The sequence below is a fragment of the Ruegeria sp. BHSA118 genome, from assembly GCF_059613405.1.
In genome coordinates, this window is record NZ_JBXWSM010000003.1 from 47,993 (window position 1) to 64,096 (window position 16,104).

13 protein-coding genes are annotated in these 16,104 nt (G+C 59.5%); 10 read left to right on the forward strand and 3 right to left on the reverse strand.

Annotated features, from left to right (window positions below; genetic code table 11):
- Positions 1–72 precede the first annotated feature (72 nt).
- Entirely contained in the window at positions 73–1,002 is a 930-nt protein-coding gene (locus AC2FNN_RS01745) for a glycine--tRNA ligase subunit alpha (protein ID WP_496756176.1), read from the forward strand.
- An 8-nt stretch (positions 1,003–1,010) separates the two neighbouring features.
- Here the strand turns inward: AC2FNN_RS01745 and AC2FNN_RS01750 are convergent, their stop codons facing one another.
- Positions 1,011–1,643: a MarC family protein gene (locus AC2FNN_RS01750; protein WP_496756177.1), complete on the reverse strand. Its 633-nt coding sequence runs from the start codon at positions 1,641–1,643 to the stop codon at positions 1,011–1,013.
- 78 nt (positions 1,644–1,721) lie between these two features.
- Here AC2FNN_RS01750 and AC2FNN_RS01755 point away from each other — a divergent pair, with 78 nt between their 5' ends.
- The 9 genes from AC2FNN_RS01755 (at position 1,722) to glmM (ending at position 13,989) form a co-directional block, all read left to right on the forward strand.
- A complete protein-coding gene (locus tag AC2FNN_RS01755) occupies positions 1,722–2,243 on the forward strand; it encodes a DUF6446 family protein (RefSeq protein ID WP_496756179.1) in 522 nt (173 codons plus the stop codon).
- Positions 2,244–2,251: 8 nt separating this feature from the next.
- Positions 2,252–3,460: a sodium/glutamate symporter gene (gltS, locus tag AC2FNN_RS01760; RefSeq protein WP_496756180.1), complete on the forward strand. Its 1,209-nt coding sequence runs from the start codon at positions 2,252–2,254 to the stop codon at positions 3,458–3,460.
- A 9-nt stretch (positions 3,461–3,469) separates the two neighbouring features.
- Complete coding sequence (gene glyS, locus AC2FNN_RS01765) at positions 3,470–5,689, forward strand: glycine--tRNA ligase subunit beta (RefSeq protein WP_496756181.1); 2,220 nt, start codon at positions 3,470–3,472, stop codon at positions 5,687–5,689.
- Between the two features lie 89 nt (positions 5,690–5,778).
- On the forward strand, positions 5,779–8,319 hold the full coding sequence (locus AC2FNN_RS01770; protein WP_496756182.1) for a putative PEP-binding protein: 2,541 nt from the start codon (positions 5,779–5,781) through the stop codon (positions 8,317–8,319).
- A gap of 187 nt (positions 8,320–8,506) precedes the next feature.
- Entirely contained in the window at positions 8,507–9,148 is a 642-nt protein-coding gene (locus tag AC2FNN_RS01775; protein WP_171723483.1) for a cell wall hydrolase, read from the forward strand.
- Positions 9,149–9,221: 73 nt separating this feature from the next.
- Positions 9,222–10,595: a multicopper oxidase family protein gene (locus AC2FNN_RS01780; RefSeq protein WP_496756183.1), complete on the forward strand. Its 1,374-nt coding sequence runs from the start codon at positions 9,222–9,224 to the stop codon at positions 10,593–10,595.
- Between the two features lie 101 nt (positions 10,596–10,696).
- Positions 10,697–11,617: a dihydroneopterin aldolase gene (locus tag AC2FNN_RS01785; protein ID WP_496756184.1), complete on the forward strand. Its 921-nt coding sequence runs from the start codon at positions 10,697–10,699 to the stop codon at positions 11,615–11,617.
- Positions 11,614–12,612 (forward strand): dihydropteroate synthase, encoded by a 999-nt coding sequence (folP, locus tag AC2FNN_RS01790; RefSeq protein WP_496756185.1) that lies wholly within the window; start codon positions 11,614–11,616, stop codon positions 12,610–12,612. Before AC2FNN_RS01785 ends, folP begins: the two co-directional genes overlap by 4 nt.
- Before the next feature lie 33 nt (positions 12,613–12,645).
- Positions 12,646–13,989: a phosphoglucosamine mutase gene (glmM, locus tag AC2FNN_RS01795; protein ID WP_496756186.1), complete on the forward strand. Its 1,344-nt coding sequence runs from the start codon at positions 12,646–12,648 to the stop codon at positions 13,987–13,989.
- Here glmM and AC2FNN_RS01800 read toward each other — a convergent pair.
- Both AC2FNN_RS01800 and ilvC read right to left on the reverse strand, forming a co-directional pair.
- Entirely contained in the window at positions 13,986–14,888 is a 903-nt protein-coding gene (locus AC2FNN_RS01800; RefSeq protein ID WP_496756187.1) for a DMT family transporter, read from the reverse strand. The genes glmM and AC2FNN_RS01800 overlap by 4 nt on opposite strands.
- Positions 14,889–15,022: 134 nt before the next feature.
- Positions 15,023–16,045 (reverse strand): ketol-acid reductoisomerase, encoded by a 1,023-nt coding sequence (ilvC, locus tag AC2FNN_RS01805; protein ID WP_480570502.1) that lies wholly within the window; start codon positions 16,043–16,045, stop codon positions 15,023–15,025.
- Positions 16,046–16,104 lie beyond the last annotated feature (59 nt).

The following is a 16,104-nucleotide window of genomic DNA, read 5'->3' on the forward strand; positions in this document are numbered from 1 at the left end:
GCCCCTTTGCCCCTTGCATAGGAAGGGCAAAACCGACCGGAACCGGGCGCAGAGGCGCCCAGAGGGAATGTCATGACCGAACCGACCAGCGCACCGCGTTCATTTCAGGAAATCATCCTCAGGCTTCAGTCCTACTGGGCCTCGAAAGGCTGTGCGATTCTGCAACCCTATGACATGGAGGTCGGGGCGGGGACGTTCCATCCCGCAACCACTTTGCGGGCGCTGGGGTCCAAGGCATGGGCCGCAGCCTATGTTCAGCCGTCGCGCCGCCCCACGGACGGGCGTTATGGCGAAAACCCCAACCGGCTTCAGCATTACTACCAGTATCAGGTGCTGATCAAACCCAGCCCGCCGGATTTGCAGGAGCTGTATCTGGGCAGTCTTCAGGCCATCGGCATCGACATGGATCTGCATGATATCCGCTTTGTCGAAGACGACTGGGAAAGCCCGACACTCGGCGCGTGGGGGCTTGGCTGGGAGGTTTGGTGTGACGGAATGGAAGTCAGCCAGTTCACCTATTTCCAGCAGGTCGGAGGCCATGACTGCGCGCCTGTCTCGGGCGAGCTGACCTATGGGCTCGAGCGACTGGCCATGTATGTGCTGGGTATCGATCATGTGATGGACATGCCGTTCAACGATCCGCAATCCCCCGGTCCTTTGACCTATGGCGACATCTTCAAACAGACCGAAGAGGAATACGCCCGCTGGAACTTTGACGTGGCCGACACCGAGGTTCTGCTGCGCCACTTCGAAGAGGCCGAAGCCGAGTGCGCCGCGATCCTGAACCAGGAGCATGTGGACCCGAAAACGGGCAAACGCATCATCATGGCGCACCCGGCCTATGATCAATGCATCAAGGCCAGTCACATCTTCAACCTGCTGGACGCGCGGGGCGTGATCTCGGTGACGGAACGGCAGGCCTATATCGGGCGCGTCCGGGCGTTGGCCAAACAATGTGCGGATGCGTTCGTGCAGACCGAGGCCGCCGGGTTTCAGGCCTGATGAGGCAATCAGGCCAGCCCGGGCAAAAGCGCTTTGAGCCCGTCTGCGATCATGCTGACGGCAATGGCGGCAAGGATCATCCCCATGAAGCGGCTCATGATCACGCGCGCGTTGCTGGACAGGCGTTCAGCCAGCCAGGCGGCGTTCCAGAACGTGATCAGAAGCAGGCCAACCACGACAAGAAACACTCCTGCAAAAACAAAGGCCTCTACCGCAGTTTTAACCTGATGTGCGTACAGGATCAGGGTGGTTATCGTGCCGGGGCCCACCAGAATGGGAAAGGCCAGCGGGTAAAAGGCCACCGTATCGGTTTCGGGGTAAGCTTCCTTCTCTCCCTTTGTTCCGTGATGAGAGGTGCTTTCGTTTCCGTTCAGCATGTTGAGGCCGATCATCATGACGACCAGGCCACCGGCGACGCGCAGGTGATTGACGCTGATGCCAAAAAGGCCAAGCGCCTGACTTCCGACCAACGCAAAGGCACCGCCAAGGATCAGGCAATAGATCACCGTCTTCACCGCAATCTTGCGCTGGTCGGCGGCAGGCAGGTCCTGAGTGACGCTCAGAAACACCGGCAGGTTGGTGACCGGGTTCATGATCGCAAACAATGCGCCGAAAAATCCGACGGCAAAGGTGGATTCCATGGTGTTGACCTCATTGATGCCTGTACCCGGACGAAACCTGTCCTATTTTACAAGAACTTGAAAGAGGCAGCCTGAAACATGACGGGAAAACTGCTGGCAATTGTTCTGTTGTTGTCGGCCTTGGTGGCCGGGGCCGGAATGTACTATTTGCAGATTTACGGTTTCTACTACGAGGTCGAACCGCAGCCCGGCCAGGACGTGGTCCTTATGACGGACCAAAGCGATGCGCCTGTCCCGATCGCCTATTCAGACTTTCAGGCGATCGATGCAGACAGTTCTCCGATCCGCTACCGCGGCTGTTTTGAAACGGATCTGAAGCCGGATCAGATGGCCGGATTTATTCCTGTCGAAAACCCCGAACCCTTGACCGCGCCGGGATGGTTTGACTGTTACGACGCCGTGTCGCTGGGCGACGCGTTGAAATCAGGTCAGGCGCAGGCGTTTTTGAGTGAGAAGAACATCCATTTCGGCGTCGACCGGATCGTGGCGATTACCAGGGATGGCAAGGGATATGTCTGGCACGCGTTGAACAATTGCGGTGAAAAAGCCTATGACGGTACGGTGGTGGGTGAGGAGTGCCCGAAACGCCCTGAAAACTGAGGAAAACCATGGCTGATGCCGTTTTGATCCCGGACTTCATTACTGCAACTCTGGGGTTTGCGGTGTATTTGTTGGGTGCCCGGATCAACAGCAAAGTCGCAGTTCTGAGACAGTTCAATATTCCTGAACCGGTCACGGGCGGCCTTTTGGCCTCGCTCGTGGTCCTGCTTCTGTATCTTGGTGCCAATGTAGAGCTGTCATTCGAGTTGCAGACCCGGGACGCTCTGCTGGTTCTGTTCTTTGCCGGGATCGGACTGAACGCGCGGCTTTCAGACTTGATTGCCGGTGGTAAGCCTTTGTTGATTCTGCTGATTTTGACGCTTGTTACGATTGTAGCGCAGAACGTTATCGGCGCGGCAGGGGCTGCCTTGTTTGGCTATCCGGTGCAAGCTGGCGTTCTGTTCGGTTCGGCCGCGTTGATTGGTGGACACGGAACCGCAATCGCATGGGCACCCGAAGTTGCCAGCGCAACGGGTCTGGACGGTGCAACTGAACTTGGCGTTGCTGTCGCGACGCTCGGACTGGTACTTGCAGCGCTGGTGGGTGGCCCCATCGCCCGCCTTCTGGTGGAAACACAAGGCCTGTCGCCGGACCGACCTGACGAAGAACATACGGTCGGACTGCCGGAAGAAACGACCGCAGCCACCGAAATTGACCATGTGACAATCATGCGCGTGCTGCTGCATCTGAACCTTGCGATTATTCTGGGTTATGCGCTGGGCGAGGCGATTTCGGCAGCGGGGCTGAAACTGCCGCTGTTTGTGCCCTGTCTGATCATGGGCATCGTGATCTCGAATGTCCGAGCGGCCGTCGCTCCGTCCGCGCCGCCGGTTGCACGTACACCGTCGTTGGCATTGCTGTCTGAATTTGCGCTTGGTGCCTTTCTGGCAATGTCACTGATGAGCTTGCAGTTGTGGACCATCGCGGAACTGGGTGTGGCAATTGCCGTGATCATGACGGCGCAAACGGTGTTTACGGTCGTCTTCGTGATTTGGGTGCTGTTTCCCCTGATGGGCTCGAATTATCGCGGAGCGGTGCTGGCAGCCGGCTTCGGAGGCTTTGCCCTGGGCGCCACACCCACGGCGATTGCAAATATGACGGCTGTAACCAAGCGATATGGGCCGTCTCCTATTGCCTTTATCGTGCTGCCCCTTGTATCCGCCTTCTTTGTGGATATCGCCAATGCCATCGTCATTCAGACGATTGTGAACTTCTAAGGACCGACTATGCCCGACCTGCTGATCGAACTGTTTTCCGAAGAAATTCCTGCGCGGATGCAAACCCGTGCCGGTGAGGATCTGAAAAAGCGGATTACCGATGGCCTGGTCGAGGCCGGTCTGACCTATGCAAACGCAGCCGCCCTGACCACGCCCCGCCGCCTGACGCTGGCGGTCGAAGGGCTGCTGGCGCAAAGCCCGACATTCCGGGAAGAACGCAAGGGTCCAAAGGTCGGCGCGCCCGACAAGGCAATCGAAGGTTTCCTGCGCGGCGCGGGCCTGACCCGCGACCAACTGGAAGAGCGTGAGACACCCAAGGGCGCCGTTTACTTCGCCACCATCGAAAAACCGGGCCGTCCGGCCGCCGAGATCATTGCCGAAGTGCTCGAAACCACCATCCGCAATTTCCCTTGGCCAAAATCCATGCGCTGGGGCAGTGGCAGCTTGCGCTGGGTGCGTCCGCTGCATTCGATCCTGTGCATTCTGACGGATGAGGCCGGGGCGCAGGTCGTGCCAATGGATGTCGACGGCATTTCGTCCGGCGACACCACAGCAGGTCACCGCTTCATGGCGCCCAACCGCTTTTCGGTCACGTCTTTCGACGATTACGCGGCCAAGCTAAAGCGGGCTTTCGTGGTTCTTTCCCCCGAGGAACGCGCCCAGCACATCTGGAATGATGCGCAGAACATGGCTTTTGCCGCTGGTCTTGAACTGGTCGAAGACAAGGGCCTGCTGGCCGAGGTCGCCGGTCTGGTCGAATGGCCGGTTGTCCTGATGGGGCGGATCGACGACGAATTCCTCGACCTGCCGCCCGAGGTGCTGCAAACCTCGATGAAAGAACACCAAAAGTTCTTCTCGGTCCGCAATCCCAAAACGGGCCGGATTGAACGGTTCGTCACTGTTGCGAACCGCGAAACCGCTGACAATGGCGCGACTATTCTGGCGGGCAATCAGAAAGTGCTGTCGGCCCGTCTGGCCGATGCCAAGTTCTTTTGGGAAAATGACCTGCGCATCGCGAAATCAGACATTGCACAATGGACCCGTGCGCTGGAAAACGTCACCTTCCACAACAAACTGGGAACGCAAGCCGACCGGATTGGGCGCATCGCCGCGCTGGCCCGCGAACTGGCGCCAGTGACCGGAGCCGATGCCGATCAGGCAGAAAAAGCCGCGCGCCTGGCCAAGGCCGACCTCAGCTCGGAAATGGTCTATGAATTCCCTGAACTTCAGGGACTTATGGGTCGGTATTACATCGAAGCCGCTGGCGAAGACGCTGCTGTGGCTGCTGTTGCGCAAGAGCATTATTCGCCGCTGGGGCCGTCGGATGATGTACCTGCGGCATCCCTGTCGGTCGCCGTGGCGCTTGCGGACAAACTTGATACTCTGGCAGGGTTCTGGGCGATCGACGAAAAGCCCACCGGGTCGAAGGACCCGTTCGCGCTGCGTCGTGCGGCCTTGGGGGTCATTCGCCTGGTGTTGAATAACAACCTGCGTCTGACGCTGGATCGGTATTTTGACAGCCAGCTGGTGCGCGCAGAAAGTGCTGCGAATGATGCGCTGATGTCTGGTGATATCAATGCGTTGTTGGCTGAAATCGCAGACCATGGCGTCTTTGGCGCGGCGTTCCAGACGGTCAAGGAAAAGCTGGCTGAGATGCCGAACGGCGATTTCCTAAGATTGGAAAAAAAGGTTCCCGATACGTCCGACGACCTCCTCTCCTTCTTCCACGACCGCCTCAAAGTCTTTCTGCGTGACGAGGGCATCCGCCATGACGTCATCGATGCCTGTATCGCGATGGACGGCAATGACGACCTCAATCTGCTGGTCAAACGCGCCCGCGCGCTGAACGCGGTGATCGCGACCGAGGATGGCGAGAACCTTGTGCAGGGTTTCAAGCGCGCCAACAACATCCTGACCCAGGCCGAGGAAAAGGATGGGGTGGAATATTCCTACGGTGCGGATGTGAAATTCGCTGAAACCGACAGCGAAAAGGCATTGTTTGCGGCCTTGGATGCAGCACAGGCGCAAATCGAACCCGCGCTGAAATCCGAAGATTTCCCCACGGCCATGGCCGCCATGGCGGGGCTGCGCGGCCCGGTGGATGCGTTCTTTGAGGACGTACAGGTCAACACCGACAATGACGTGATCCGCCGCAACCGGCTGAACTTGCTCAGCCAGATCCGGCAGGTTTGTTCCAGCGTGGCCGATCTGACCCGGATCGAAGGGTAAACGACCGGGCGCGCTGGCAGGCGCGCCCACAACGCACTTGCGTGAAGGGCGCAAGCGCTTATGCTGCACGCAAACCAAAAGGTGCTGCAGTGCAGAATAATCCGAATACGACGCTCATCACATCCGACGCGCCTGTCACCGCCCATACACATGGCGGGCGGGCCAAATGTCTGCAACGGCTGGTCCGGCTGGACCTGCCGGTGCCCCGGACCGTTGCGTTGTCATTTGATGCCGTTCACCAGATCGCGGAAGGGACAACCCTGGATATTGCGGCGATCCTCGAACAGTTCGATCCGACCTCGTTGCTATGCGTCCGGCCCAGTTCGGAAGACCCCGATTGGGGCGGTCCCGGCGCGGTTCTCAATATCGGAATGAACGACGCGCGCTATGTCGACCTGTCCGACACCATGGGGGCCGAGGCCGCCGCAGCCCTGTATCTGAGGTTCGTTCAAAGCTATGCGATCCACGTGGCGCGGCTGGATGCGGATGTGTTCGATGACATCGACGCTGATGGCCGCGAAGGGCTGCGCCATTCGCTGCGCGCCTACGAGGATGAAACCGACGAGGTCTTTCCGCAGGACAGGGGCGAACAGCTGATCGGCGTTCTGCGCTCGATGGCACGTGCATGGGATGGGACGTCCGCGCGCTTGCTGCGGCAGGCCAAGGGTGCCCCGGCAGATGCGGGTCTTGGGCTTGTCATTCAAGAGATGATCCCGGGGGTCGGGCAGGGTGAATGCGGATCAGGCGTGCTTCAACTGGTCAACTCGACCACCGGAATGCCACAGATCACCGGTCGCTACCTAAGCCAGAGCCAGGGGCGCGATGCGCTGGGCAAAGATGTGGCGGCCCTGTTTCTGGAAAAAGACCCACGCGGCCCCTCGCTGGAAGAGGTCGCACCCAAAGCTTTTGCCGATGTCAAAACGCATGCCGCCCTGATGCGCGAGAAACTGCGCGAAGAGATGCAGGTCGAATTCGTCATTCAAAACGGCAACGTGCATATTCTGGATGGCGTCCGGGTGCAGCGATCGGCCCGCGCGGCCATGCGCGTTGCCGTACGTCTTGCCGAAGACGGTATCATACCGCCGCAAGAGGCGGTGATGCGTGTCGACCCGCACGCGCTGAACGAACTTTTACACCGTCAGGTCCACCCTGATGCACGCCGCGATGTGCTGACCACGGCCATTGGTGCCAGCCCCGGTGCCTCGACCGGCAAGATCGTGTTCACCTCGGCTGAAGCACAGGCCAGTGCCGCTCGTGGCGAGGCATGTGTTCTGGTGCGCCGGGAAACCTCGCCCGAGGATGTGCGCGGGATGCACGCCGCCGTTGCAGTTCTGACGGAAAAGGGCGGCATGACCAGCCACGCGGCCGTAATCGGGCGCGGATTGGGTCTGCCCTGTATCGTCGGGGCCTCGGAAATGCGGTTTCAGACGAAAGACAAGATGCTGACCGCACCGGATGGGCGGGTATTTAAAACCGGCGATATTGTCACCATCGACGGCAGCTCGGGTCAGGTGCTGGCCGGTCAGCCCGCCATGCTCGAGGCCGCGTTGGATGACTGTTTCCAGACGCTGATGGGCTGGGCCGATGCTGAGCGTGACATCGACATCCGCGCCAATGCCGACACACCGGCTGACGCGCAGACAGCTCGGAATTTTCAGGCTCAGGGGATCGGTCTGTGCCGGACAGAACATATGTTCTTTGATCCCGGCCGTCTGATCGTGATGCGCGAAATGATCTTTGCGCAAACCTCGGCGGGCAGGGCGGCGGTGCTGGAACGCCTGCTTCCGATGCAGCGCGAGGATTTTGTTCAGCTGTTCAGGATCATGGAAGGCCAGCCTGTCTGCATCCGCCTGTTCGATCCACCCTTGCATGAATTCCTGCCGACAACGCGCACTGGGCAACGGGAACTGGCCGAGGCGCTGGACCTGCCCGTGTCCGACGTCGAACGCCGGGTTGAGGCGATGACCGAATACAACCCAATGCTGGGCCTGCGCGGCGTTCGTCTGGGTGTTACCGTGCCCGAGATTTACGACATGCAGGCGCGCGCGATTTTCGAAGCCACGCTTGAGGCCAGAAAAAACGGTGCCCCGGTGGTGCCCGAAGTGATGATCCCGCTGGTATCTGCCAAGCGCGAAGTTGAACTGGTCAAATCCCGCATCGACTCGGTCGCCGCCGCCGTTGAATCTGAACGGGGGCAGAAGTTCGAATATCGGCTGGGCGTCATGGTCGAAACGCCACGCGCCTGTCTGCGCGCGGAAGAGATCGCGCCGCAGACGGCCTTCATGAGTTTTGGTACAAACGACCTGACGCAGATGACTTATGGTCTGTCCCGCGACGATGCCGGCCGATTCATGTCCGCCTATGTTCGGCAGGGAGTCTTTGGCGAAGATCCGTTCCACGTTCTTGATCCGGATGGGGTCGGGGAATTGCTGAAACTCGGGGCGGAACGTGGGCGTGCCGCGAAACCGGATGTGACCCTTTCGGTCTGTGGCGAACACGGCGGGAACCCCGAATCAATCGCCATTTGCAGGGATTTGGGGTTCGACTATGTTTCGTGTTCACCGTTCCGGGTTCCGGTCGCTCGGCTGGCTGCCGCTCAACTGGCGATTTCCTCCAGACTTGGGGGTTGACACCGCGCTGAACCCCAAGGATTAGTGGGTTATTCGGTCACTCGTAGGCGAATAATATTTTCGCCACGGGCAATTTTCCACTTGCTTTTTTCAGGATACTGGACCTTTGCGCAGGATTGCGTTAGATGCCTCGTCGCGCCCGCCGGGGGAGGGTATGGCGCGTGATGTGCCTGTGCGAGGTTATCTGATGCTACGTTACATAATGGCTGTTGCCACAATGGCGGCAACCGTGCTGCCGAGTGCGTCCTTCGCCGAGAGGGAAGCAATTGATACTGCAAAGAAAGAACTTGTCGCCCGCAGTGAGCTGCCGGCGCAAAGTTTCCGGGACTATTTCAAGCTGTTCCAGCCCCGCAAGGCTGCTGAACCTGTCGAAGTGTCCTTCTCCAAAGACTGGCTTGACCAGCAACCAAAGGCCTCGGGTGGTGAAAACTGGAAATGCCTGTCCGAAGCCCTGTACTTCGAGGCGCGCGGCGAAAGCGTGCGCGGCCAGTTCGCGGTTGCCGAAGTGATCCTGAACCGGGTCAAAAGCAGCCGTTTCCCGGATTCTCTGTGCGGAGTGATCCATCAGGGGACCGGCAAGAAATACCAGTGCCAATTCACATACACCTGTGATGGCCGCAAAGAGGTCATCCACGAGAAAACGGCGTATGAGCGTGTGGCAAAAGTCGCGCGGGCAGCCATTGATGGTGTGGCGGATGAGTTGACCGAAGGGGCGACGCACTATCACACGACATCGGTTCGCCCATCCTGGTCGCGGGTCTATAAACAGACGGCGAAAATCGGCGTGCACATTTTCTACCGCCACAACTATCGGACAGCGAGCAACTGATTGACGCACCCGCGCTGGAAGCTTGCTGGCGTGGGGCAGGTTGCATCCTATATTGCGGGCCAGGAGGCCCGTGATGATTTTGAACCGCAGACACCTTTTGCAATCCGCCGCCGCAGCATTGCTGATGCCGCGTGTGGCCAGCGCGGGTTTTGCACCGCTTAATGCGCGTGTAGCCAAACACCCGATCGCGCCGGCAAGTTATCCTGAAACGGCAGTCTGGACATATGACGGGTCTGTTCCCGGCGTTGAACTGCGCGTCAGGCAGGGCGACCGCATCCAGCGCACCTTGATGAACCAGCTTCCGCAAGCCACGTCAGTCCATTGGCACGGCATTCGCATTGAAAACGCCATGGACGGCGTGCCCGGCCTGACGCAGGACGCGGTCGAGACGGGCGCAAGCTTTGATTACTCCTTTGTCGTTCCTGATGCAGGGACCTATTGGTACCATGCGCATAACCAGTCGATGGAACAGGTTGCGCGCGGGCTTTACGGGCCGCTGATTGTCGAAGAAGCCGTGGCCCCCGATGTGGATCAGGATCTGGTGCTGATGCTGGACGACTGGCGGCTTGATCCGGAAACCGCCCAGATCACGGATGATTTTGACAATGGCCATGATCTCAGCCACGCTGGCCGACTGGGAAATATCATCACTGTCAACGGATCCCTTGACCCGCGCGTTCAGGCGCGACGGAACGACCGTCTCCGGCTACGCCTGATCAACGCCTCCAACGCGCGGATTTTTGACCTGAATCTCGATGGGTTGTCAGGATGGATCGTCGCCCTTGACGGTATGCCACTGGAAACACCGATCCCATTGTCGGGGGCTTTCCCAATCGCCCCTGCACAACGCATCGATCTTGTTGTGGATGTCGTGGCTGCGGGTGATACGGCAAGTCTGGTGAGTGTTGAACGCGACGGTGCCTTTGGCATCGTTCGGTTCGATGTCGACGAACCTCTCGCACCTGCGCCGCGACAAGGCATGGCAGCGCTGCCGCCCAACCCTTTGCCAGTCATTAAGGATATCTCATCCGCTCCATTGCACCAGATGGTTCTTCAAGGTGGCGCAATGCGCTGGCTGGAAAGCGCCCGGCTGGGTGAAACGGAACTGTCAGGCCGCGAGCTGGCGCAGTTGGGCAAATTCTGGGCGCTGAACGGTTACGCTGAGCGCCCCGAAGATCCGTTTCTGGATGCGGCCGTCGGCAGTTTGCACAGGATCGAGTTCGTGAATGAAACCGCATTTCCGCACGCAATGCATCTGCACGGGCATCACTTCCGGCTGATTATGGACGATGGTTCTCTTGGCCCGTGGCGTGATACCGTTCTGGTCGGGCGGGGACAGACGCGCCAAATCGCATTGATCGCGGACAACCCCGGGAATTGGTTGCTGCATTGTCATATGCTTGGGCATGCTGCTTCCGGGATGATGAGCTGGTTTCGGATTTCGTGACGCCGCATTCGGCGGTTGGAATGGCGCTTGTTTGAATGCTATAGGCCCTCGCGACGCCTATAGTAGGCAAACTATGCAACGAGCCCGAAAAGGCCTGACCCATGAGTTCTGAAATCCGTCTGGCATTCGCACACCCGTCCGAACGGTCCGAGGCGACGTCTCCTCGGGGGCCGTTGGATCGTATCTCGTTGCGCGACCATATCGTCGAAGTCGAAATCGGTGCCTTCCAGGCCGAGCGGGGAACAACCCAGCGGATCTGTTTTAATATCGTCGTCGAAGTCCGGCCTCTGACGGACCCGATTGATGATGATGTGGATCGCATCCTGTCATATGACCGCGTAACGGAATCCATCGCCTATGAGCTGGCGGCCGAACGCCTGAACCTGCTTGAGACATTGGCCGAACGCGTTGCGGAACGCATCCTGCTTGAACCTCAGGCTGTAAGGGTTTTTGTTCGCATCGAAAAACTGGATCGGGGCCCGGGTGCGTTGGGGGTTGAGATCGTGCGCGGAAAAGACTCGGTCCATCATGAGGTGACCGAAGAAGAACGCCCGCATCCCCGCCTTGTCTTCCTGTCGAATGACGCCATCGCCTCGGAAAACCTGAAGGGTTGGATCGATCAGTTGGAGAACCGTCAGCGCCCGCTGATCCTGTGTGTCGGAGCGTCTGAACTGGCCGCTCCGCAAACGGGTCATGCGATGACGCAACGCCGAATTGACCTGTTGGCAATTGAACAGAATGCCTGGGTTCTGGCGGCACGGGATCATCGCTGTGTGGTGGTCTCAACGCGGACCGAATTGGATTGGGCGATGAAAAATGGCCAGATCTGTGTCTGGGCGCCATCCAAGATCGTACTGGACGCCGTTGACGGCCCGTCAGCCGCCCCGTCGGATGCCGTGGCACTGGCTGCATGGTTCGCGGCGACCTTCGAAGCGAGCGAAATGATGGTGATCGGCGGCGCATTGCCGACGGAACCCAAAACGCCCTTGCGCGCTGTTGCGGTGGATCAGGCCCAGCTGTGAGAACCTATTTCAGACCACTGGTCCAGCATGGAGCGACCCGTCCCGCAGGCGCTGTGCCGCTGGCGGGGCAACCCCTTTGGTTCACCCATGTCGAGGCCCTGCGGCGCGGATCTGAACCTGAAATCGTCGCGGCCTCGGACGTTCCGTCAGATCACCTGAGCCGTTTGATCCAACCGCGGGCTGACGTGGCGGGCCTTGATATGCAGGTGCCTCATATCATGGGGATTCTGAATGCCACGCCGGACAGTTTCTCGGATGGTGGTGTTCACAGCTCGGTAGATGCGGCTCGCGTGGCTGCGGTGAATATGGTGGCGCATGGTGCCACGATTCTGGATATCGGCGGAGAGTCCACCCGTCCGGGTGCGGATTTTGTCCCGGCCGGGGAAGAGATCGCGCGAACCCGCCCGTTGATCGAAGCGATCCGGTCGGAAACAGGCGCTTTGATTTCCATCGATACACGAAAGGTCGATGTCGCCAAGGCCGCCTGCGCGGCCGGGGCGGGGTTGGTCAACGACGTCTCGGGCTTCACCTTCGATCCGGCATTGGCACCGTTCTGTGCCGCGCAGGGTGTGCCTGTCTGTGTCATGCACATGCAGGGTGATCCGGCGACGATGCAGATCAATCCGCAATACGACAACGTATTGCTGGGTGTTTACGATTTTCTCGAAGGCCAGATTGCGTTGCTGGAGCGTCTTGGCCTGAGCCGCGATCAGATCGTTGTGGATCCCGGGATCGGGTTTGGGAAGACCGAGGATCACAACCTGACCCTTTTGCGCAATCTCAGCCTGTTCCACGGCTTGGGCTGCCCGATCCTGCTGGGCGTGTCGCGCAAGGGCTTTATTGGCACCATCGGAAAAGAGCCTTGCAAGACTGCCCGCGCGCCGGGATCAATCGCGGTGGCTCTGGCGGGATTGTCTCAGGGCGTGCAGATCATCCGCGTTCATGACGTGGCCGAGACCTCTCAGGCCTTGCGCCTATGGGCTGCTGTCCGGTAATCCGGTCGCACGGCAAATCACGGAGTGACACCTATGCGCAAGCTGTTCGGAACCGACGGGGTGCGGGGCACCGCCAACACGCATCCGATGACGGCAGAGATGGCGTTGCGCATCGGGGCCGCGGTCGGGCGGTATTTCCGACGCGACGCGACAGGGGTGCACCGGGTTGTCATTGGCAAGGATACGCGTTTGTCCGGCTATATGCTGGAAAACGCGCTGACGGCCGGATTGACGTCCACCGGAATGAACGTGCTGCTGCTGGGGCCCGTTCCGACACCCGCCGTTGGCCTCATGACGCGGTCCATGAGGGCTGATCTAGGCGTCATGATCTCGGCCAGCCATAACCCTGCCGAAGACAACGGGATCAAGTTCTTTGGGCCGGACGGCTATAAACTGTCCGATCAGGCCGAGGTCGAGATCGAAAGGCTGATCGACGAAGGCGTCAGGCCAGCCCAGGCGCAGAATATCGGCCGGGCGCGCCGGGTCGATGACGCACGGTTCCGCTATGGCGAACGTGTGAAATCGTCGTTGCCGCGGAACGTCAGTCTGGATGGTTTGAAGGTGGTGATCGATTGTGCAAACGGCGCAGCCCACCGCACCGCGCCGGAGGTTCTGTGGGAGCTGGGCGCAGACGTGATTCCCGTGGGAATCGCGCCCAACGGCAAGAACATCAACCTCAACTGCGGATCGACCAAGCCACAACTGGCCGCAGAAACCGTTGTCGCGCATGGCGCCGACGTGGGCATATGTCTGGACGGCGACGCGGACAGGGTGGTTGTGGTCGACGAAACCGGCCAGGTGGCTGACGGCGATCAGCTTATGGCTTTGCTGGCGACGGCATGGAAGAAATCGGGCCAGTTGAAGGGCGACGCTCTGGTCGCGACCGTCATGTCCAACCTGGGTCTGGAACGCCATCTGACAGCGCAGGGTTTGCGCCTCGAGCGAACAGCCGTCGGCGATCGCTATGTGGTCGAACGGATGCGTGAAGGTGGGTTCAACCTTGGTGGGGAACAGTCCGGCCATATCGTGATGAGCGATTATGCCACAACCGGTGATGGGTTGATGGCAGGGCTGCATTTTCTGGCGGAAATGGTTCTGTCGGGGCGCAAGGCATCTGATCTGTCCAAGCAGTTCGAAACCGTTCCGCAGTTGCTGAAGAATGTGCGCTATTCCAGCGATCAAACACCGTTGGAGGTTCAAAGTGTTCAGGCGGCCATCGCCGATGCCGAGGCGCGACTGAACGGGCAGGGCCGGTTGTTGATCCGCAAATCCGGCACCGAGCCGCTGATCCGCGTGATGGCTGAATGCGAAGACGATGGGTTGCTGACCCAAGTTGTCGACAGCATCGTGGCAGAGGTCGAAGCCGCCACAAGTTAGTGCCCGAACAATACCTTTCGCAGGCTGAACCACTGGCTGATGGCCATGCCGGTCAGGATCAGCGCCAAAGCGATGAAAAAGCGCAGGGGAAGGGCCTCGGACAGGATCCATGCGCCGAACACCATTGACCAGATCGGCACCTGGTAATTCACCAAAGTCAGGAAAACCGACCCGGCGCTGCGGGTGATCGAAACGCGCAGAAGGGTGGCAAACGCGGTTGGCAGCAATCCCAGAACGATCAGGGCGATTGTCGGGCGTGGGCCTTGCCAGGTCGGCAGTCCCTCGGTGACCAGCATTATGGGCAGAAGAATCACGGCCCCGACAACCAGCGTCAGAGCGGCCAGTACCAAAGGGTCTACCGGCGGGCAGCGACGCGTCAGCACGGATGAGCTTGCGTAACACAGCGCTGCCGTGATGCAGGCAAGTTGCGCAACGGGTTCTGCCCCCTGGCCCAATTGTGCAAGGCCGGGGCCGATCAGAACCAATGCGCCTGAAAACCCAAGGCACACCCCCAGAAATCGGCGCAGGTTCAGTGGTTCATCCGAGAAAAAATGCGCAAGCGGCAACACCATCAGCGGAATCGCAGCCATGGACAGCCCCGCAAAGGCAGATGGCACAAATTGCTGCCCCCAGCTTAGCAACATGAATGGCACGGCGGTAGACAGCACGCCAATAAGGACAATCGAAACACTCAGCGCTGGTGTCAGAACCGGCAGCTCGCGACCGGTCACCCTCATCATCAGCAGCAGGGTAACAGCGCCCAGAGTGGTTCGTGAGGTGGCAACAGTGATCGGGCCATACTCTTCAAGTGCCATGGCGACGACCATGAAGGTCGCGCCCCAGATCAGGCCCAACGTGAAGACGCCGCTCCAGTCCTGTCTTGTCGGCTGTTGAACCATTGATTGTCCTGTTGGAACGCGCGGGTGCGCCAAAAAAAATTAAACCTGACCGGATGTTTATGTGCCTTGCCGGACCTTTGTGCAAACGAAAAGGGCGGCCAATTGGGCCGCCCTGTGACAGGCTTCCGCCCTATTTAGTTCTTTTCTTTGTCGACCATTTTGCCGGCCGAGATCCACGGCATCATGCCGCGCAGCTTGGCGCCGGTTTCTTCGATCATATGCTCGTCGTTGGCACGGCGCGACGCTTTGATGGTCGGCTGGCCAACGGCGTTTTCCAGCATGAAGTCACGAACGAATTTACCCTGCTGGATGTCGTCCAGAACCGCTTTCATGCGGGCTTTGGTCTCGTCGTATTTCAGGATGCGCGGGCCGGTGACATACTGGCCGTACTCAGCGGTGTTCGAGATCGAGTAATCCATGTTGGCGATGCCGCCTTCGTAGATCAGGTCAACGATCAGTTTCACTTCGTGAAGGCACTCGAAATAGGCCATTTCAGGGGCGTAACCGGCTTCGACCAGAGTTTCAAAGCCGCAGCGGATCAGTTCGACCAGACCGCCGCACAGAACGGCTTGTTCGCCGAACAGGTCGGTTTCACATTCTTCACGGAAGTTGGTTTCGATGATGCCCGAGCGCCCGCCACCGATGGCCGAGCAGTAGGACAAGCCGATTTCCAGCGCCTTGCCGGTTGCATCGTTGTGGACAGCGACCAGGCAGGGCACGCCGCCGCCTTTGGTGTATTCGCCGCGCACGGTATGGCCGGGGCCCTTGGGGGCCATCATGATGACGTCGACACCTTCTTTCGGCTCGATCAGGCCGAAATGTACGTTCAGGCCGTGGGCAAAGGCGATGGCCGCGCCCGGCTTGATGTTGTCGTGGACGTATTTTTTGTAGGTCTCGGCCTGAAGCTCGTCGGGCATGGTGAACATGATGACGTCACACCAGGCAGCCGCTTCGGCAATACCCATCACTTGCAGACCTTCCGCTTCGGCTTTCTTGGCCGAGGGCGAGCCTTCGCGCAGGGCGATGACCAGGTTCTTTGCGCCTGAATCGCGCAGGTTCAGCGCGTGGGCGTGGCCTTGCGAGCCATAGCCCAGGATAGCCACTTTCTTGTCTTTGATCAGGTTGATATCGCAATCGCGATCGTAATAGACGCGCATTTCGCCGGTCCTTTCTGGTTTGATTGCAGCGGTTGTATCTGCCTGTTCGTGCAATGGCG